17 protein-coding genes are annotated in these 21,129 nt (G+C 37.4%); 12 read left to right on the top strand and 5 right to left on the bottom strand.

Going from position 1 to position 21,129, the window contains the following annotated elements:
- Positions 1-89: 89 nt before the first annotated feature.
- Together I4641_RS11475 and I4641_RS11470 are read left to right on the top strand one after the other, a co-directional pair.
- Entirely contained in the window at positions 90-968 is an 879-nt protein-coding gene (locus tag I4641_RS11475) for a tRNA (5-methylaminomethyl-2-thiouridine)(34)-methyltransferase MnmD (RefSeq protein WP_229640664.1), read from the top strand.
- A 300-nt stretch (positions 969-1,268) separates the two neighbouring features.
- A complete protein-coding gene (locus I4641_RS11470; RefSeq protein ID WP_229640663.1) occupies positions 1,269-2,288 on the top strand; it encodes an HD-GYP domain-containing protein in 1,020 nt (339 codons plus the stop codon).
- A 15-nt stretch (positions 2,289-2,303) separates the two neighbouring features.
- Here I4641_RS11470 and I4641_RS11465 read toward each other — a convergent pair whose 3' ends face one another.
- On the bottom strand, positions 2,304-3,386 hold the full coding sequence (locus tag I4641_RS11465) for a glycosyltransferase family 4 protein (protein ID WP_229640662.1): 1,083 nt from the start codon (positions 3,384-3,386) through the stop codon (positions 2,304-2,306).
- Positions 3,387-3,652: 266 nt separating this feature from the next.
- On the opposite strand from I4641_RS11465, the gene I4641_RS11460 reads away from it, so the two are divergent.
- The 7 genes from I4641_RS11460 to I4641_RS11430 all read left to right on the top strand — a co-directional run bounded on the left by I4641_RS11460 (position 3,653) and on the right by I4641_RS11430 (position 14,110).
- The gene (locus I4641_RS11460) at positions 3,653-6,346 is read left to right on the top strand and encodes a phycobilisome rod-core linker polypeptide (protein ID WP_229640661.1); all 2,694 of its coding nucleotides are present in this window, start codon (positions 3,653-3,655) and stop codon (positions 6,344-6,346) included.
- Positions 6,347-7,008: 662 nt separating this feature from the next.
- Positions 7,009-7,494, top strand: coding sequence for an allophycocyanin subunit alpha (gene apcA / locus I4641_RS11455; protein ID WP_229640660.1), 486 nt, complete (start codon positions 7,009-7,011; stop codon positions 7,492-7,494).
- Positions 7,495-7,603: 109 nt separating this feature from the next.
- The gene (apcB, locus tag I4641_RS11450; RefSeq protein ID WP_229640659.1) at positions 7,604-8,089 is read left to right on the top strand and encodes an allophycocyanin subunit beta; all 486 of its coding nucleotides are present in this window, start codon (positions 7,604-7,606) and stop codon (positions 8,087-8,089) included.
- Positions 8,090-8,442: 353 nt separating this feature from the next.
- Positions 8,443-8,646 (top strand): phycobilisome linker polypeptide, encoded by a 204-nt coding sequence (locus I4641_RS11445; protein WP_229640658.1) that lies wholly within the window; start codon positions 8,443-8,445, stop codon positions 8,644-8,646.
- Positions 8,647-8,774: 128 nt separating this feature from the next.
- Positions 8,775-9,980 (top strand): FtsW/RodA/SpoVE family cell cycle protein, encoded by a 1,206-nt coding sequence (locus I4641_RS11440; protein WP_229640657.1) that lies wholly within the window; start codon positions 8,775-8,777, stop codon positions 9,978-9,980.
- 216 nt (positions 9,981-10,196) lie between these two features.
- Positions 10,197-13,328 (top strand): protein kinase domain-containing protein, encoded by a 3,132-nt coding sequence (locus I4641_RS11435; protein ID WP_229640656.1) that lies wholly within the window; start codon positions 10,197-10,199, stop codon positions 13,326-13,328.
- 41 nt (positions 13,329-13,369) lie between these two features.
- Entirely contained in the window at positions 13,370-14,110 is a 741-nt protein-coding gene (locus tag I4641_RS11430) for a DUF4230 domain-containing protein (RefSeq protein WP_229640655.1), read from the top strand.
- A 22-nt stretch (positions 14,111-14,132) separates the two neighbouring features.
- On the opposite strand, the gene I4641_RS11425 is transcribed toward I4641_RS11430, so the two are convergent.
- The 4 genes from I4641_RS11425 to I4641_RS11410 form a co-directional block, all read right to left on the bottom strand.
- Positions 14,133-15,089, bottom strand: a complete 957-nt coding sequence (locus I4641_RS11425; protein WP_229640654.1) for an Npun_F2552 family protein — start codon at positions 15,087-15,089, stop codon at positions 14,133-14,135.
- A gap of 76 nt (positions 15,090-15,165) precedes the next feature.
- Positions 15,166-16,290, bottom strand: coding sequence for a DUF1517 domain-containing protein (locus I4641_RS11420; protein ID WP_229640653.1), 1,125 nt, complete (start codon positions 16,288-16,290; stop codon positions 15,166-15,168).
- Positions 16,291-16,709: 419 nt separating this feature from the next.
- The gene (locus I4641_RS11415) at positions 16,710-16,976 is read right to left on the bottom strand and encodes a hypothetical protein (RefSeq protein WP_229640652.1); all 267 of its coding nucleotides are present in this window, start codon (positions 16,974-16,976) and stop codon (positions 16,710-16,712) included.
- Positions 16,952-17,098 carry a hypothetical protein gene (locus tag I4641_RS11410; RefSeq protein ID WP_229640651.1) on the bottom strand — a complete coding sequence of 49 codons (147 nt, stop codon included), beginning with the start codon at positions 17,096-17,098 and terminating at the stop codon, positions 16,952-16,954. The genes I4641_RS11415 and I4641_RS11410 overlap by 25 nt, the downstream gene beginning before the upstream one ends.
- Here I4641_RS11410 and menH point away from each other — a divergent pair.
- From menH to I4641_RS11395, 3 genes are all read left to right on the top strand, one after another.
- Positions 17,089-18,039: a 2-succinyl-6-hydroxy-2,4-cyclohexadiene-1-carboxylate synthase gene (menH, locus tag I4641_RS11405; RefSeq protein ID WP_229640650.1), complete on the top strand. Its 951-nt coding sequence runs from the start codon at positions 17,089-17,091 to the stop codon at positions 18,037-18,039. The genes I4641_RS11410 and menH overlap by 10 nt on opposite strands.
- A 206-nt stretch (positions 18,040-18,245) precedes the next feature.
- Positions 18,246-19,700, top strand: a complete 1,455-nt coding sequence (locus I4641_RS11400) for a GAF domain-containing protein (protein WP_229640649.1) — start codon at positions 18,246-18,248, stop codon at positions 19,698-19,700.
- A 308-nt stretch (positions 19,701-20,008) separates the two neighbouring features.
- A complete protein-coding gene (locus tag I4641_RS11395; RefSeq protein WP_229640648.1) occupies positions 20,009-21,025 on the top strand; it encodes a glycosyltransferase family 2 protein in 1,017 nt (338 codons plus the stop codon).
- Positions 21,026-21,129: the final 104 nt, after the last annotated feature.

Below are 21,129 nucleotides of genomic sequence, written 5' to 3'. Positions count from 1 at the left end.
AAATTAGTTTTCGGACTGTTTAAGTAATAAGTATTAAGTAATTTTATTTTTTAACTCCCACACCTTTTTTCCTCACCCATAGCTATTTTATGGATAAACATAATCAATTTGTTCCCCAACCTACAGAAGATGGTTCGTATACTTTTTATTCAGAAGAGTTTCAAGAAGCATTTCATTCCTCTTTTGGGGCAAAACAAGAAGCTGAGGTTAGATATATTGAACCCTGTGGGATTAAACAATTAGCAAGGAAACAATCTACTATCCGCTTACTAGATGTTTGTTACGGCTTGGGTTATAACAGCGCAGCAGCATTAGAGACTATTTGGTCGGTCAATCCAAAATGTAAAGTAGAGTTAATTGCTTTAGAGATATCGGTCGATGTTCCTCGTCAAGCGATCGCTCATAATCTTTTAGGGCAATGGCGATCGCCTATCCCAGATTTGCTATCTCAATTGGGAAATAAATCTTTAGTTAGAGAAGAATTTTTAACAGCAGAACTAATATTAGGTGATGCTAGACAAACAATTAAATCGGTAGTCAACAAGAGTTGGCAAGCGGACGCTATTTTTTTAGATCCTTTTTCTCCCCCGAAATGTCCTCAATTATGGACAGTCGAATTTATTAGTCTGCTAGCCAAATGTCTTTATCCTACAGGGAGATTAGCTACTTATTCTTGTTCTGCTGCAATACGCACTGCGTTACTTGCAAATGAATTGAATATTAGTTCTATAACAGGTGTTGGTCGAAAGTCTCCTGGCACTCTGGCTAGCTTTGAGTATAAAAAATCACCACCCCTACCTCAAAAAGAACAGGAACATTTAACAACTCGCGCTGCAATTCCCTATCGCGATCGCAATTTGTGTTCGTCATCAGAAGAAATAGTCAATCGAAGACAACAAGAGCAACAACAAAGCAATTTGCAATCTACTTCTGGGTGGCGAAAACGCTGGTTGCGGTCACATATTTAACTTTTCAATTGCCGTAAATTTATTTAAGTATAGTTTCTCGCAACCATGTAATTGGCAAAATTAACCCATAAACTCCGTATTATGCCCGATCTCAAAAAAAAAATTAACATTCATAATATTAATTAGTGGCAATTTAAAAAATTTTATGTCAATTTTGTCATCCGATTGAAAAATCCGAGCTAGGCTGGGATCGACGGAACATCTATTTTTAATCAGAACTCTTGATAAATTGAGAGTCTCAAAAATAGACTTAAGATTCCGTTGGCTATTTTATTAAAAATCTTCAATAGCAAAAAAATAATGAAAAAAGTTGGCGAGTTTCCTTTAGCGACGATTGGAAGTTCTAAGATGAGCAATAATTCTAATTTTACAGCAGCTAAAATTTTGATCGTTGATGATAATCCTCATAGTCGTATGACCGCAATCGATCTTTTGTCATTAGATGGTTACGACGTAATAGAAGCAAATAACAAGTTAGCAATTCTCGATAGCATAAATAAACAACAACCAGATTTAATTCTCCTGGATGCAATAATGCTTGGCTTTGATAGCTTTGCTTTTTGTCGGCAACTAAAAAAAGATTACCGCACCGCTAACATACCCATCGTCTTGACAGCCCTTTCAGATAGTCGAGAGTATCGGATCAAAGTTATGGAAGCTGGTGGAGATGATATTTTACTCAAGCCTCTCAATAGAATTGAGTTGTCTACCAGGGTAAAATCTTTAATTAACCAAAAACGTCTCAATGATGGCTTAGATCAAACAGAACAGGTACTATTTACCATCGCCAAAGCAGTGGATAACCGTTCGGTTAATAGTGGCGGTAGCGTTCGCGTAGCTTCTTTGGTTAAGTCTTTTGCCGAGTATCTTGGTTTGACTGCGAAGGAAATTGACGACCTCGGCTTTGCTGCTCATCTCCATGATATCGGTACGATCGCAATTCCCGATGCCGTCATGCTCAAAGCAGGAGAGTTAACCGCAGCAGAAAAAGAATTAATTAGACAGCACGTTTTGATTGGAGAGGAAATTTGTCAGCCATTACGGAATCGTAGTGGAGTATTACCTATTATTCGTCACCATCATGAACGTTGGGATGGTACGGGATATCCCGATGGCTTATCTGGCACTGATATTCCCTATTTAGCCCAAATATTTCAAATAATTGATATTTATGATGCTTTAACAAGCGATCGCCCCCACAAAAAAGCCTATAATTCCACTGAAGCTTTAAAAATTATTATGGAAGAGACAACAAAAGGCTGGCGCAATCCAGAATTGATTACAGCTTTTACTAGTTTTATTCGCTCTCAAAAACAGTAAATAGCTTAAAAAATCCTAAATATATCTTTCTAAAACCTCTTTGGTAGCGGCACCTGTTTGATGCCAACTAAAGTTTTGTGCTTGTTGAATTCCCCATTGGCTCAATTGCGATCGCATTGTTCCATCTCGTCCGATTTCTATCATCGCCGAAGTAATAGCAGCAGTATTATAAGGATCGATTAAAATTGCTGCATCACCTGTTATTTCGGGCAAAGAAGCTAAATTAGAAGTGATTACAGGAGTTCCACAAGCCATTGCTTCTAATACGGGAAGTCCAAAACCTTCCCAAAAAGTAGGGAATACTAAAGCGATCGCCTTACTCATAACTATAGGTAATTCTTGATAGTCTAAATAGTCAAGCAAGACAACTCGATCTTCTAACTTTAATTCTTTGATTTGTTGTTCTAACTTGGGTGTAAAACGGAGGTCTTTAGAACCTGCGATCGCTAGATAATATTCTTTATTAGGTATGGCAGCAAAAGCATTAATTAAACCCTTTAAGTTTTTATAGGTATCTTGACGACCAAGATATAAAAAATAGGGATTTTCAATCTTAAAGAATGATTCTTTTCGAGGATAGAAATTATCGCGATCGTATCCCAATAAAATTGGCGTAATCTTATCAGAATTAATCCCATAAAAATCTACAATATCTTTAGCCGTAGCCTCAGAATTACAGATAATATGTTTTGCTTGTTTTAGAACTTGAGGAACAACATAACGAAAATAATTAGTCAAAGGAGAAGTTGCACGAGGAAAACGCAACGGAATTAGATCGTGACACATCACCACATAGCGACACTCATTATACAGGGGTGCTTCTGGTATGGGGGAATAAATCAGATTTGCTTTTAACTTCTGGTAGATCTGAGGCAGTTTAAATTGCGTCCACAATAACCTTTTAAAATGTCCTCGACTACCTTGGGCGGGAGTCATATCATCAGGGACAGCATAGTGAAAGAAATTGCCTAATTTTTGTGAAGACAATAAAGTTGGATTGAGACTAGAAAAGCTCTTGAATGTATTTCGAGCATAAGTAGCAATACCTGTAGGCTTGTCGAATAAGACAGTTAAATTAATCAACAATGAACTAGACAAACTCAAATAAATCCCTATTATCAGTATTTTTAACAAAAATTAACAAATTCAATTTACCAGTAAAGAAGTAAAGTCAGGTCTAAGCCATAGAGCAAAAAGGGCAAAATACCTCTAGATAAAGTTTTTGATGATTGTCTAGTTATGTTGCGCTCCCTGCCCTTTTCGTCATCATCTTAATACATAGTTCTTAATAAATCCCCTGATAAAGCGCGAAACGTTTTAATCTAAAAGCTGAACTATAAGTAAAATAATCTAATAAATTAAACATGAGTGTAACGGCAAGTGGTGGCAGTTCATTAGCCCGTCCTCAACTCTATCAGACAGTAGCGGTGTCTACAATCTTGCAAGCAGAACAGCAAGACCGCTTCTTAGAAGGAGGTGAACTTAAAGAATTAACAGCATATTATAAATCTGGTTTTCAACGTTTAAACATCGCTCAAACCATTACCAACAATGCGGATATAATTGTCTCACGGGCAGCAAATCGCATTTTTACTGGTGGTTCTCCAATGTCATACTTGGAAAAACCTCCTGCGGTAGAAGAAATGGCAATGGCTACTCCCAGTGGTAACACGGGGGTTCCTCAAGAGCTAGTAGTAGAGCAAAAAGAAGATAGCAATAGCGGTGGTAGCATTTTTGGTGCTTTCAAATCCCTGTTTGCAGGAGGTTCTGGCCCTGTTCCTGCGGGATTTAGACCAATTAATGTATCTCAATATGGACCTGCTAATATGCAGAAATCTTTGCGAGATATGGCATGGTTCTTACGGTATATTAGCTATGCGATCGTCGCAGGCGACCCTAACATTTTGGTAGTTAATATCCGAGGTTTGAGAGAAATTATCGAAAGAGCTTGTAGCAGTGCAGCAACGATTGTAGCGTTGCAAGAAATGCGTGCAGCATCTAGAGACTATTTCCGCAAAGACCAAGCTTCAGCAGAGATCGTTACTCAATACTTTGATGTAGCTATTGCTGAATTTAAAGCCCCTACTCCTGCGACAAAAGTACGTCAACGTCCCTCTTCCGATGTCCAAGGTTTGGAACTTCCCCAGAGCTATTTTAATGCTGCTGAGAGAAGACCTAAATTTGTGATGAAGAGTGGTTTATCTACCCTAGAAAAGCGATCGGTAATCAAAGCAGCCTACCGACAAATCTTTGAAAGAGATATTACTCGTGCTTACGGTCAGTCTATTTCTTACTTAGAATCTCAGGTAAAAAATGGCGATATTTCCATGAAGGAATTTGTTCGTCGCATCTGTAAGTCCGAGTTATATCGCAAACAGTTCTTCGAGCCGTTTATCAATAGTCGTGCTTTAGAACTGGCTTTCCGTCATATTCTCGGTCGAGGTCCTTCTTCTCGCGAAGAAGTTCAAGACTACTTCTCGATAGTTTCTGCAAAAGGATTAGCAGGACTAGTTGATGCTCTTGTCGATTCTCAAGAATATGCAGACTACTTTGGTGAAGAAACCGTTCCTTACCTCCGAGGCTTTGGTCAAGAAGCTCAAGAATGTCGCAACTGGGGAATGCAGCAAGACCTCTTAAACTACAGCGCGCCTTTCCGCAAAGTACCTCAGTTCGTCACAACCTTTGCCCGTTACGACCGCCCTTTACCAGATCAGCACGTATATGGTTCTGGAAACGATCCTCTAGAGATTCAGTTTGGGGCGATTTTTGCCAAAGAAACTCGCAATCCCAGCAGCAGTCCCGCACCTTTTAACAAAGATACCAAACGTTTGTTAATTCATCGCGGCGCGGGTATTAAAAACCAGAATAGTAATCCTGGTGCTAGAGGAGAATTTCCTGGCACTTTAGGGGCGAAGGTATTCCGTCTCAATAACGAACTTCCTGGTTCTAGTAATGGTGGAAGCGTTAAGTTTTCCGAAAACTCGACTCAGGCTGTAATTCGTGCTTGTTACCGTCAAGTATTTGGTCGTGATGTTTATCAAGGTCAAGAACTAAAAGTAGCAGAAATCAAGCTGGAGAATGGTGATATTCCCGTACGCGAGTTTGTCAGAATTTTAGCTAAATCTGATACCTTCCGTAATCTATATTGGACATCTTTATACGTAGTCAAAGCGGTTGAATATATTCATCGTCGTTTGCTAGGTCGTCCTACTTACGGTCGTCAGGAGATCAATAAGTACTTCGATATTTGCTCCAAAAAAGGCTTCTATGCCCTTGTAGATTCGATACTCGATAGTAATGAATATTCTGAAGCTTTTGGCGAAGATACTGTTCCTTACGAACGCTATCTTACTCCTGCGGGGCTACAGCTACGCAAAGCTCGTCCTGGTTCAATTGAAGACGGTATTGGAGCAAAAGTTGAAAGTAGTGCAACTCCTCGGTTTGTAGAGTTGGGTCAAGTTAGTAGTCTGCGTACTGCTCCTGAAGTAGAACAGAAAATCGCTCAAGGCGTCACCATACAGCGTCAACAAAACAAAGTATTCAAACTCACTGGGAATGCTGATAAGGTAGCAGTTAAAAATGCTATTAAAGCAGCGTACCGTCAGATATTTGAACGGGATATTGACCCTTATGTGGTGCAAACCCAGTTTGCAGTTCTAGAGAGCAAACTAACTAACGCGGAAATTACTGTAAAAGAATTTATTGAAGGATTGGGTTGTTCTAGCCTATATCTCAAGGAATTCTATACTCCTTACCCCAATACTAAAGCGATCGAATTGGGTACAAAACACTTCTTGGGACGCGCGCCATTAAACCAAAGGGAAATTCAGAAATACAACAAAATTCTTGCTTCTCAAGGGCTTAAAGCCTTCATTGGTGCAATGGTTAGTAGCATGGAATATATCCAGGTATTCGGCGAGGATACAGTTCCTTTCCGTCGTTTCCCCACTCTTCCTGCGGCTAATTTCCCCAACACAGAAAAGCTTTACAACCAATTAACTAAGCAGAATGACAGTATTGTTATTCCCAGCTTTGAACCAACGAAGTTGAATGTATAGTTCTAAATTGGTTGAGATTTAGATACTGATACTCAAGTAGCGATCGATATTCTTGGTGCGACTTAACATTAATTTTAGTTAAGCTATCTTGTAGTATTGATTGCTTCTTGTCTATCGAAAAATCTATGTTCCCGCAGTAGGTTGGAACATTAAATTCTGTTAAGAGGGGGCAATCAACTGCAACAAAGTATCAGATGATAATTAGGTTGGAATATCACTCCAATAAAAAAACAAGCTTCTTAAGACAAGCAATATTGTTTGCTTTTGGGCATTTTAAAAGCAAAAGTTAGTGTGAAGCAGTACTTGTTAATAAGTATTGACTTTATGTAAAAGTTTGTTAAGGCAGTGGCTACTTTTACACATTTAGTTAGAGCAAGCTGCGATACTAATTTGTAGCTAAAAGTTGAAAACTGGGTAACAAAACAGAGTAATCTATGTACCTAGTAGAGTTTGAACAACAGCAGCAAAACATAGATTTTATATTTTAGAACCTAGTTAAGTTAAAGAACCTTGTTTAGATCAGCTTCAACAAATCGCTTCGGCGTTAATGTTGACGGATCTAATAGGTTGCTGTAAATCTCGTTCAACTAACACTATCAGCTTTTTTTGGTGATAGTTTTGTTTATTAATTTGATTTCATAATCATTGGGAGGAATCCATCGATGAGTATTGTCACGAAATCCATCGTGAATGCTGACGCAGAGGCTCGCTACTTGAGCCCTGGCGAGTTAGATAGAATTAAGTCTTTTGTTACAAGTGGTGAAAGCCGTCTACGCATCGCTCAAACTTTAACTGAGTCTCGCGAGCGTATTGTTAAACAAGCTGGCGATCAATTGTTCCAAAAACGTCCTGATGTTGTTTCTCCTGGCGGAAACGCTTACGGCGAAGAAATGACTGCAACTTGTCTTCGTGACATGGACTACTACCTACGCCTAATCACTTACGGTGTAGTGGCTGGTGATGTAACTCCAATTGAAGAAATTGGTCTAGTTGGTGCTAAAGAGATGTACAACTCTCTTGGTACTGATGTAGGTGCTATTGCTCAAAGCATCCGCGAAATGAAAAGTGTAGCTACTTCCATGATGTCTGCTGAAGACACTACAGAAGCTGCTTCTTACTTCGATTATGTTATCGGAGCTATGCAGTAGTATTTAACCGTACTTCACTGCTCATATATCAGGAACAAACTTTTTCAAAAAATACACTAACTTATCAGTGTTAAACATTTAAGACTAGGTAAGATAAGGAAACAAAACTATGCAAGACGCAATTACCTCTGTAATTAATTCAGCTGACGTTCAAGGCAGATACCTCGATGGTGCTGCTATGGATAAGCTAAAAAACTATTTTCAAACTGGTCAACTAAGAGTTCGTGCAGCAAGCGTAATTAGTGCTAACGCAGCGAGCATCGTTAAAGAAGCAGTAGCAAAATCCTTGCTATATTCTGATGTTACTCGTCCTGGCGGTAATATGTATACTACTCGTCGCTATGCCGCTTGTATCCGTGACTTAGACTACTATCTTCGTTATTCTACTTATGCAATGCTAGCTGGAGATCCTTCCATTCTAGACGAGCGCGTACTTAACGGATTGAAAGAAACTTACAACTCTTTAGGAGTTCCTGTTGCTTCTACAGTTCAAGCTATCCAAGCTATGAAAGAAGTTACTGCTAGCTTAGTTGGTGCTGATGCTGGTAAAGAAATGGGCGTTTATTTTGACTATGTCTGCTCTGGATTAAGCTAAGTCTTTTAGTATCCTGGGTTTATCTTGAAATAGTAAACGTACAGATTCGGGAAGTCTAGAGTGAGTGCTAGTTCTAATAAAGCTTAATTTTTCGAGCGCGAAAGAAAAATAAGTTTAGACGATCTAGTATTGACTCCTGACTCCCGAATTTTGGTGTTTTAAGGCTGTTTCATATATTCTCAAACAAGAGTAAAGCACAAAATAGCCAAAGATTTTTTGTAGATCGCAATCTTGATAGCACTTTTAATGCGAGAGAGCCTTGGCTGCAAGTATTGAACCCACGCAACAAGCTGTCCCGCAATTTACAACAGGAAAATTAAACTTTTTTTTATTAAATAAGGAGAACTTATCTCATGCGTATGTTTAGGGTAAAGGCTTGTGTCCCTAGTCAGACTAGAATTCGCACTCAAAGAGAATTGCAGAATACTTACTTTGAAAAACTCGTCCCTTACGATAACTGGTTTCGCGAACAGCAACGCATCCAGAAAATGGGCGGAAAAATTATTTCTGTCACTTTGGATACGGGCAAACAAGGGATGAATACTGGTTTATCTTAGGCAGAATATTGCCACACTTGAGTAGAAGAGGGGTCTAGTAGACCTCTTTTTTATTATTTTGTTATTTTCCAATGGTTATCTGTTACCTTTGAAAAGCAAAATAAGCAAATGATAAATAACGTCAAAGAGTGAAAGCTAAAGTTTTGAGGCAATATCTGGGTTATTTGATTCCCTTTATAGATCCAAAAATTAGATCTTGGACTTGGGAAGCTCGTTTATTAAATTGGCTGACGTGTGTGTGGCTAATTGTTGGTTTGGTAACTTTAGTATCAGCATCCTATCCTGAAAGTATCATCAATAATGGTGATGGATTATATATTTTCAAAAGACAATTAATAGGAGTTGGAGCTGGTATTATCGGGTTTAACTTGATGGCTCGTAAGCCTTTAGGTCAAACTCTTAAATATTCTCCTGTAATGGTTTTGTTTTTCCTGGTGTTGATTTTTGCTACCTTAGTGCCAGGTTTGGGTAAAACTACAATGGGAGCCAGTCGCTGGATTGCAATTGGACCATTTTCTTTACAACCGTCAGAATTAATCAAGCCTTTTTTGGTATTACAGGCTGCTTATATTTTTTCTCGCTGGAATCAACTGTCAAGTAAAGTTCGTTTGGTGTGGATGGTTGTTTTTGCTTTAGTATTAGCGGGGATTCTTAAACAACCTAATTTAAGCACTACGGGGTTATGTGGGATGAGTTTATGGCTGATTGCGGTGGCTGCCGAATTACCTTGGACTAAACTTTTAACGGTTTCTATTGGCGGAATAAGCGTAGCAAGTTTGAGTGTGGCAATCAATCCTTATCAGTTGGATCGAATTACATCTTTTATAAATCCTTGGCAAGACTACCATAATAAAGGATACCAGTTGATTCAAAGCCTACTAGCGATCGCATCAGGCAGTTTTAATGGTTCTGGATTTGGTTTATCTCAACAAAAATTATCATATCTGCCAATTCGTTCTACAGACTTTATCTTTGCAGTATATGCCGAGGAATTTGGTTTTATAGGATCTCTGTTACTACTGTCTATCATTATCGGTTATGGTACTTTGGCTTTGAGAGTAGCCATAAAATGCCATCAAACTATACCCAGGCTGGTAGCAATCGGTTCAATGGTGTTTATTGTCGGACAGTCGCTGATTAATATTGCTGTAGCGACAGGTTCTTTGCCCACAACAGGTTTACCACTACCTTTTTTTAGCTACGGAATCAATTCAATTATTGCGTCTTTGTTGCTGGCTGGTTTATTGGTGCGGGTAGCCAGAGAAAGTAACACTGGAGAAGTAGTTCAACTCAAACAAATTCCCTTGAATAGACGAACTTTAACCAGGAATTAAAAAACGATCGTACAATATGGCATCTATGGTTGTGTCAATTTTTCTACTCGTGTAGTTTGACCTTGGTAAAAGTATGAATAATGAAAATTGTCGAGGGGCTTATGACTTATATTTATATATTTATAAGATAAAAATATCCAAGATTCACGATAGAACCATAGATAACATCTCAATCTCGATCCAAACGGCTGCTTTATTTTTTGACTAAGATTAATCATGCCTACTCCTCATCGAGACTTATCAAATTCTGCTTCTAAAATTATTAAGTCTAAAAAAATAATGCACGTTCCTGGCTCAATTGTTGGTAATCGCTATCAGATTATTCAAAAATTAGGTAGAGAAGAAACAAGTAAAACTTACCTAGCTAAAGATTTACAGGCGACGGGAGATGCTAGGTGTGCTTTGGAGCAGCTAAATCCTAACTACGATAACGAAATAAACTGGGAATTAATTAAACAACACCTCATTAAAGAAGTTGATGTGCTAGAGAGACTGGGAGATCATCCACAAATTCCTCAGTTTTACAATTATTTTATTGAAAATCAGCAATTTTATTTAGTTCGGGAATATATTGACGGAGACAATTTAGAAACAACAGTAGAACGCAAGTTATTTAATGAAGTAGATGCTATTTACCTCGTTCAAGATGTTTTGAGGATTTTAGATTTTATCCATAAAACTAATGTCATTCATCGCGATGTTCAACCAATTCATTTAATCAAACGCAAGCAAGACAATAGCTTTGTTTTAATTGATTTTGGTGCTATTCGTGAAATTGAATCTACAGAAATCAATCTCAAAGGAGAATTAATTAGTGGCAAATCGTTGGGGAATTTAGCCTATGTTGCACCCGAGCAAAAAGTAGGACAATCTCACTTTAAAAGCGATATTTATGCTTTAGCTAGATCTACTGTTTATGCTTTGACAGGGCGATCTCCGCAAGAAATGGAAGAAGCTAAAATAAGTTGGCAAACTCAGTGTCAAATCAGTCTTAAACTCCAAGGTATTCTAGAGAAAATGATGTCACCCCATCTAGATATAAGATATAGTTCTGCTCTAGATGTCTTGCAGGATTTACGACCTTTGCTAAGGATTAAGCAGGTGGTGGGAGGACGTTACTTGATCGCCAGCTATTTAGGTGGTAAAAGTGGAGTTGAGACATATTTGGCTGACAATCTTCACCGGCAGTATCAATCTCCTTGTTTGATCAAACAGATTGAATTGCCAAACATTCATGGTTCGGGAAAAGTCAAAATCGAAAGAAGATTTGCGGAAGAATTGTCTATCTTAGAAAGATTGGGATACCACGATCAAATTCCCCAGTTATGGGATCATTTTGAAGAGAATGAGGAATTTTATCTAGTTCAAGAATATATTCAGGGAGAGAATTTAGCTCAAAAGATTGAGCAGCAAAACTTGTCAACTTTGGAAGTGGTCAGAATTTTAGCTAGTAGTCTTTCCGTACTTAATTTTATTCATCAAAATCGGATCATTCATCGGAATATCAAGCCTTCAAATTTAATGATTCGCTCTGATAATCGGCAGGTTGTCATCACTGACTTTGGGATCTTGATGGATATCAAAAATCCACCCAATGTGACGATAGACTCCAGTCGACAAGAGGATAAAAGTAATTATTGGTCTCCCGAACAAATTGCTGGTAGACCCACTATTAATAGCGATTTATATGCTTTGGGGATGAGCGCGATCGAAGCTTTAACCAATATTAAACCAGCTACTATCGTCAGAAATAAACAAACAGGAAAACTTTTGTGGGCGCAAAATCTTCAGATAGATCGTCGTTTGGTTAAAATAATCGACAAAATGATCGATCTAGATTTAGGACAGCGTTATCCATCAGCCGAAAAAGCTCTTCGGGATCTGCAAAAAATTAATGTCTTAGATCGAGCTAGCAAACAGCCTCGAAAATCATCAAACAGAATTACAAATCGCCTTAAAACACCCAAGTTAAAAATCGGAACATTTTTGGCGATTGGGATATTGGGAGTTATTTGTTTGTTGGGCAGTATTGAATTTGCTTTTCCTACAGTTCGACCAATATATTACTGGTATCGGGGCAATAGTTTATTACCCAAAGAACCCCAAGCTGCCCTTGATATTATTACTAAAGCGATCGATCTTAAGCCAGAGAGTACTATTGCTTGGTCTGGAAGAGGAGATGCTCTCTATAGTTTACAACGCTATCCCGAAGCTCTAGAAGCTTATGCCGAGGCAGCACGATTAGATAAAACTGATTGGCAAAGCTGGAAAAAACAAGGGGATACTTTATATAAGTTAGAACGATTCCCAGAAGCGATCGCTTTATACGATCGGGCATTAGCCTTAGAAAAGGATAGCGGACAACTATACAACCATCGAGGCAAAGCTTTGTATGAGTTGACTGATTATGAATCTGCTTTGATGATGCAGCAAAAAGCCTTGGAAATAGATCGCCTCAATGCAGTTTTCTTAAGCGATCTGGCGAAAAACTTGATCAAGTTGGGTAAATATTATGATGCTTTGACCGCACTCAATCGAGTTCAAGTAAGCCAACCATACAACATGAAACTCTGGCAGGATAAAGCTATTGTTTTAGAGGCATTAAATCGCCCTCAAGAAGTAGCTCAGGTCGATTTTGAAGTGACTAGAAACTACAACAAAATTTTAAAACAACAGCCACAAAATCAAAAAGTTTGGCTGAGTCAAGGAGACTTTTTTGCTGTACGTCAAATGTATTCTCAAGCAATCCAATCCTATCAACAAGCAGTTAAAATTCAGCCCAATTTTTATCAGGGTTGGTTGGCATTAGGGAAAACACTGGCTCAAACCGAGCAAAATGAGTCGGCTTTGTCAGCTTTAGATCGGGCTTTGGATATTCGACCCAATTCTTATTTAGCTTGGCAAGCGAAGGGATTGATTTATCAAAATAACCAAAACAATTTAACTCAAGCGATCGCCAGTTATGATCGAGCTATTGCCATTGAATCGGATTATGCTCCCTTGTGGCGCGATCTCGGATTAGCTCTCAGTCAGCAAGGCAATTATACTCAAGCGATCGAGTCTTTAACTAAAGCTGCTCAACTTGCTTCCCAAGATTTTCTGACCTGGAAGGGTTTAGCAACCGCTTGGGACATGACGGGAGAAGATAAAAAAGCTTTATCAGCATTAGATCGGGCGATCAAACTTCAACCTCAAGATCCTGTGGTTTGGAATCAAAAAGGACAAATTTATACTAAAAATGCACAATATGATCGAGCCTGCGATATTTACCGTCAATCTTTACCTGTTATTGCCGACTCTTCAATAATTATGAGTTCTATGAGAAGCTTAGGATGTCGGATGAATTAAAATAGAATTATTAAATATCTTTTAATAATACAAATTCATCTATGAAAACTTCTAAAGCTGACCTCCCATTTTGGCAGCAATTAATTTTGCTGAGTGTTGGGGGAATAAATTTAATTGTTTTACTAATTATTTTTAGTCTCTGGCATACGAGCGATCGCGCTTTAAATTTTGTGGGCAATCTATTTAAACCCCAACCAGTCAAACTTAAAATAGATAGTTCAACTTTAATTGTGGAGCGTTTACAAAATCTGCAAGAGTTGACAACTACAGTACAAACTATGGAAAAAATTGTACCGACTTCTGCCGAAAGGAAATTGGGAGATCTTCCTATCGCCACTACTCGTTTACTTTATATTGCTCAAGGGGAAATTCGAGCAGGGGTTGATCTGGGAGAATTAACCAGTCAAGATATTCAGATTGACCGTCAAAGGATTGAAATAGATTTACCAACAGCCAAAATATTAGATCGCAAAATTGATGTCGATCGCTCTCGCGTTTATGATTACGACCGCGGATTTCTCAATTTAGGACCTGATGTTGCACCACAATTACAAACCTTGGCTCAAAGAAGTACCCTACAAGAAATTGTAAAAACTGCCTGTGATGGAGGTATTTTAGACAATGCCAATCTTAGAGCGCAAGAAAGTATTTCTCAACTATTGACTAATCTCGGTTACGAACGAGTCAAAGTAAATACCACAGTACCTGCATCTTGTGAATTTAACCGCGATCGACAAACAGTTTCTGAAGGCGAACAGCTATCTCCAATAGTAGTTAATTAACTCAAACAGATAATAATTTTATTTATTTGCTATAAGTTTTCATTGGCTCTTTAATAAAGCGAATGTAGAAATTCTTGAAAGTAGAGCGCAATACACGAGGAAGTCCAAAATCAATTGGCATTAGAGCATCGGGTAATTTCCAATCCGATACCTGTAAATCTGCGGGCTTACAGTAGGGAAATTCAATCTCTGTTAATTTGGTGCAAAGACCCTGTTTAAACTGTGCAGATAGAGTAGGAACGGTCATTGGATCGACGTTCAAGATATCAATTACCGCCCGATCTAAAGCAAAGACATCAGTAGATGCGCCGAGTATGCCTAATTCTCTCGGTTCTCCACCGCTAGGGCCGTTACCTTCATGACCGATAATGCCATCAATGATAGTTAAGTTGGGAGATATTGCTCTGGCTGTTTCCACAATCATTTCCCCAAAGCGATCGGCATCTTTCCCCGCTTCCATGTGCCACCAAGCCTTCATTTTACCTGGTACGCAGCCGAAGAGATTTTTTACCCCCAAGGTTATAGTTAGCTGCATATGGGATTTAACTTTAGGTAAATTTATCACCACATCTGCATTCATCGCTTCTTTAGAAAGACGTAGATGCTCGAAATTAGGATTTTCGGTGGAGTAACGCTGACCTTTAAATTCAATTATAGGCAAGTCTAACTCTTCGCATAAGGGCAAATAGCCGTTTGCCTTAGCAACTCCCTTAGCACTGCCAAAAGCAGGACTATCTCCCAGAAATGGCTGTCCCCCCGCTTCTTTGACTAATTGAGCTACACAATAGACAATTTCAGGACGGGTAATACATTCTTTGGTGGGACGATTTCCAGTCAGCAAATTGGGTTTTAATAAAACGCGATTGCCTTGTTGGACAATTTTTCCCATACCACCCAAAGGTTCTAGCAGATGCTCGATACGAGATTTCAAGTCTTCTAAATCGTAAGATTCCGCAGGAATTAAGCTTACTGTATACATTTTAAAATTTTAAATCTTCTGCAAATTTTCGATTTCAGGTTATTTAGACGAAAATAAACTGCTTGCCAAGATAAAATCAAAACAGTCTTATCATGTCAATGTATTTCTTTAACAATTCATTATTGCTCAAATATTTTGCTTCTGCTTGAGGATTCCATAATAAATCGAATTTTATGAGATCGTCTTGGCGCATTTTTCCTAGTTCGGATAATTCTTCCACCAACTGCCTTTTAGTGCGAATCTCCCAAAACAAAGGTTCGGTATGAGATGTGCATAAGATCAATGTAACTACTACATATTTCGGCATATCTGTGGGGAGAGAGTTATTTGGTTTTGGCGATCGCTCCTCAGTATCAACCAAACTTAACTCTTCCCTTCCAAATTTACTCTTTTCCGTAGCAGAGATTAGTTCAAATTCTCCCTTGACTCGATTGATGGGCAAAGATTCGGAACTACAACTAATATGAGTCCATTCATCTTGACTAATGAAAAGAGAAATAGTTTTTCTCATCAACTCAGCAACGCCACGATCTGTCCTGGGATCTACACTGGAACAAAGTTCTGCTAATTTATGCCTTATATCCACATTCTCAACAGCAAAGGCAATTTGTAGCTTAGATACTGTAGCTTGAATATTATTTAATTCTTCAAGTTTGATAGTTTCAGGATTTAAAGATGTAATCGGTAGTTTTGAGATTAACTCTGAAGTTTCAGATAACTGTATAGGCTGGTCTACTAAATTATCGTAATTTGTGTCAACATTTAAAAGTTTTTTATAAAATAAAAAGAAGGGATAAAAAATACCGAAAGGCACAAACAGCAGCAAAAAAAAAGATAAAGATACTATTTTAATAACTTTGGTTTTCGGATTTTCTTTATCATTATTAGCATTAAATCCTAAAAAACTACTCAACTCAAAAATCGAATCTTCTTGAGGATCGCGAAATACTAATTGCTCATCCTTTTGACCGCTTTCTAATAACTCAGGTTGAACATTAATTGAACCTGTAACTAAATTAGCTATCTGTATTTCTGTTTGGGGATTGACTTTAGTCTCTGGTGTATAAATATAACTTTTAGTATTTCTAGTATGAATTGTTGGTGTCAGCTTTGCTGATGCTTCATTAATATTACGAAATCCAACGGTTGCCAGTAACGTTAAGCCCAGTAGTTTTAAATTAATGTTTTTGTAATTAAACACTTTAGATGATATTTGTGTAAATTTGATGTCTATTAAAAAGCATTTTGTACAAAGCTGCTGATTGTAGCTTTGTGTTTGCCAATTTTTTACTACAGGCTGTATATTTTATTTATCATCCTATAGCCGATCTCAAAACTTGTTAAGAACTGATGTTACGCACATGAGGTCTTGAACTATTGATATTCCGTTCTCGACTAATAGGTGAAACTGTTGAAGTCTCGTTTGGCTGCGTAACGTCAGTTAAGAATATTGACTCTATTATATTCAGTTATTATATTTTTTCTAAAATATATAAAATATAGTTTTCTATACTACTGGTTGTAATGCCAATAGTTAGTAAATGTAGGTTTGTCGATCGCTTTAAAGCAAACCTCTTAAATAGAGCTATTAATAACATTAAATAGAATCCCCAATAATTCTTATCCCACATCAGACAGCAAAACTTCACCAACGATCGCCTTACCATCAATACAAGTAACTTTACTCTCTGGCACAATCAACACAGCCGAGGGCAAGGTATTTGTAGTTTGATCATTTAGTTGGAAAAGTTCGACACTTGACCAGTTAATCTTGCCAGCGAGAAAACAGCGATAAGAATCATCGCGACTCGAATAAATGCCCCATTCGCGATCGCCTTTTGGTCTACCTTGCCAGTGAATAATTATTGGATTTTGTCCAAAGTCCAATACTCGACTACAGCCCCAGGAGCAATTAAGTAAAACCCAATAGCATTGCTAAATTCAGAGGTAAGATTCTCGGTAGCCCCTGTTAGCGCACCATTAAAAATTGTTGTTTGCTGTGTCGCCATTGCTTAAATTTTCTCCGACATATTTACCAGAAAAAACAGCCGAATCATTTAGTAAATCTCGAATACAGCCCTTTAAGCTGAAAGATTTAGTCTTACCTGACTACCCACCATATCTAGTGTCTACCACGGGAATTACGGTAGAGCCTACTACTTTAATGATTAATTATGTTTTGATAGGCGATCGCAACAAGCCTGTTATCTTATTTTTACATGGTTTTATGGGTAGTTGCGAAGATTTTGGGGAAGTTATTAATTTATTAAACAAAGATTTTTGTTGTTTGTCGATCGATTTACCAGGACATGGCAAAACAGAAGTGAAAAGCGATCTCGATTATTATATGCCCAAACTGGCAGTCGCTATTATTCAATTATTAGAGCAATTATCGATTCCTCAATGTTTTCTGGTGGGCTATTCCATGGGAGGGAGGCTGGCATTATATTTGGCAATTTACTTTCCCCAATATTTTCCTAAAGTTATCCTCGAATCTGCTTCTCCAGGACTAAAAACCAAGGCAGAAAGAAAAAAACGTATTAAACAAGATTTAAAACTAGCAAATAAATTAGAAACAGAGAATTTTGCGTTTTTTTTACAGCAATGGTATCAAAATCCTTTATTTACTTTCTTTATTAAACATCCTAATTATCCCCAAGCGATCGCGAGAAGATTAAATAATAATCCTCACAAGTTAGCCAAATCTCTCCGCTACATGGGTTTGGGAGCGCAACCTTGTTTGTGGGAACAGCTTGAATTTATTCGAGTACCAATATTGTTAATCGTTGGCGAATTAGATCCCAAATTTGTTGCTATTAATCAAAAGATTAATTCATTATCTCCTCTATTGGAGATCGAGATAGTAAAACTAACAGGTCATAATGTTCATTTTGAACAACCAATAAAATTTAGCCAACTTTTAATTGATTTCTTGACATCAAACCGCTAAAACACTCATTTTAAAAGGTTTTGATTTTATCTTGTCTATCTGATACGGAGGAATTAATTACTCAAATAGGTTAGAATCTTCAGTAATTATACATAAATGTTACGGTATCGAATTTATAAAAGCTACTTAAAATAAGCGTTTGAGTAATTTGTCATTTCAATATTAAGCACAAATTAATATAAAAACTTCCATAAAATATTATGACTATGCAGCCATCAAGATCGTTGTCGGAAATTTCCGCCAATGGTGCAAAATACAACAATTTACCTCTTAATATTTTCTCCAAACTTGCTAGTGCAAGCACAGAAAAAGAAACTCTCCAAACAATAGTAGAAATTGTTTATCAAACCTTAAAATGCGATCGGGCGGTGGTTTATAGTATGCAGTCTGAATCGATGTGTAAGATTACTGCTGAAGCTGTTACCCCTGGCTACGCTGAAATTTTGGGTACAACAATTAAAGATCCTTGTTTTGAAGCAAGATATATCGACAAATACCAACGAGGAAGAGTTAGCGCAATTACCAACATCTATGAAGCAGGAATGAGTCCTTGTTATGTGGAAAATCTAACTAAAATAGATGTCAAATCGAATTTAGTAGTACCTTTAACAGCCCCCGACAATTCTCTTTATGGACTATTGGTAACGCATCAATGTGTTAGAACTCGCCAATGGCAACAAACAGAGATAGAATTTCTCCTGAGTGTGGCTGATTGGACGATGAAACAGATGTTTCAACAAAAAGCCACTTTAGATTTGGAACAACAAATAAGCAGCAACAAGCAAACCCAGGAGCTACTTAACGAGATTACACGAGAAATCTACGGTGCAGCAACTTCTGAAGAGGTATTACAGATCGCCGTAGACAGAGGAAAAGAAATTTTAAATTGCGATCGCGTTGTCGTGTATGGCTTGCAAAGTGGCAATCAAGGAGAGATTGTCGCCGAAGCAACTATCCCTGCCTTGGCTTCTATTTTGGCTAGTGTTATTAAAGATCCTTGCTTTGAATATCGCTATATAGATCGCTATCAGCAAGGAAGAGTGCGTGCTATTTCCAATATCTACGAAGCGGGAATGACTGATTGTTATGTAGATAATTTAGCAAAAATCGGGGTCAAAGCTAATTTAGTAGTGCCAATTAATCGCGATAATGGAGAAATTTATGGTTTGTTGGTTGCTCATCACTGTTTTAGTTTTAAAGATTGGCAAGATAGTGAAATCGAAAATTTTAAACAAATTGGCTTTCACGCAGGTTTATCTTTGTCTAAGGCAAAATTAAAAGAGCAATCTGTTCTCGTAGAGATGGGTTTGAGGGAATTAAATAATACTCACAATAAGATTAATCAGGCTCAAACCAAAATCCAGCAGATCGACAAACCAATGCAAAATACCAAGAGAGTTTTAGTCGAGATCGATAATCTCAATAAATTATTAGCCAGAGAAATTAATCTAATTAATCACAATAGTTCTTCAGAAACTAAAAAAGATATTAAACTAATTTCCATAATTGCGAGAAAAATGGCAATGAATAGCTCTAAGTTAAGAGAGTCGTTGAGCGATGTTAATCGCGATCGCAATGAAGCCCAAGATGTCTTGAAGCAAGCCAGAGAAGACTACAGAGATAGAGATCGAGAGCTTGCACCTTCTCCTTTGGATAATTAACGATAGTTGCTAATTTTGATGATTTCATCACATATGGCTGGCATTTAGAGCTTGGTATAGTATTATCTAGTTTTTTAGAAGTTTACGATATGTTATAACTAGTCTCACAAAAAATTAAGCTGAAATTAACTTTATTAGTCAGACTGTAATGTATTATGTAATCGAGTTTACCGATCTAGTAATGTCTTATAAGTATTAGTTTTATTGTAAAAAATTCTGATTGGCGTTCGAGTTTTTTGAGAAAAAAATGCTTATTTTTTAGATCTGCAACATATATAGGAAATATCAAGCTTTATATAATCAAGAAAATGAATCCTGAAGTATCTATAATAATTCCTACATATAACAGCGAAGCTTACTTAGCTCAAGCTCTTGAATCAGTTATATCTCAGACATATCGCGATTTTGAAATAATATTAATTGACGATGCTTCTACAGATTCTACAGTCAAAATTGCTCGCAATTTTAAAGACAAACGGTTGAAAATAATTTGCAACAAACATAATCGTGGTGTAAGCTATGGGCGCAATTGTGGCATCAAAGTCGCCAGAGGTAATTGGATCGCTCTATTAGATTCCGATGATTGGTACGCGCCAGAAAGGCTAGAAAAGCTTTTGTCAGTGGCAAAACGAGAAAATGCGGATTTAGTTGCGGACAATCTAAACTTGATTCGCGATCGCCAATCTCAACCTTGGAGTACTTTGCTGCTAGAAAATCAGCAAGAAATATCTTCTGTAGAATCGATCGACGCTATTAATTTTGTAATTAGCGATCGCCCAAATCCCATTACTGCCAAAAGAAATTGGAGTCTTGGCTACACTAAGCCTTTAATTAAGCGAAAATTTTTGCTTCAGCACGGTATTGAATATGATGAAGCAATTAATGTCGGAGAAGATTTTATTCTCTATTTAGAATGTTTGAGACAGGAAGCCCATTTTGTATTAGTACCCGAAGCTTATTACTATTATCGCACGCGCAGCAGTTCTCTTTCTACTAGAAAACCAACAGAATATTTAAGTGATTCTTGTAAAATAACTCAAATATTTATTACTAGAGAAATTAAGTCCCATGGCAATTCTAACTTATTAAAAGTGTTATTTGAGAACTCAATTATCTATCAAAAAAGATTGGCATACTATCTTGTTTTAGAAGCTATTAAGCGCAAGAAAATCATCGAAAGTATTAAATTAATCTTGGATAATCCTTATACTTTAGGTTCTTTAGTTAATAGGCTAGCTGGTGTTTTACAAAACAAAATAGCTTCGATTTTAGAATCGAAAAATTTAAATCAAGTTGATTTTAATGTAGCCTCGGTCAAAGAATAAATACTCGATTAAATCCATTAAATATTTAATATTTAACTTTTAAGCTGATATATAAGTACCTAAGCAAAATTAATTACATAGCGATCGCCAAAATGCCGCAAAAT

This window comes from Waterburya agarophytonicola KI4, assembly GCF_020640915.1.
Classification (GTDB): Bacteria; Cyanobacteriota; Cyanobacteriia; order Cyanobacteriales; family Xenococcaceae; genus Waterburya; species Waterburya agarophytonicola.
This window is presented reverse-complemented; position numbering and strand designations above follow the sequence as displayed.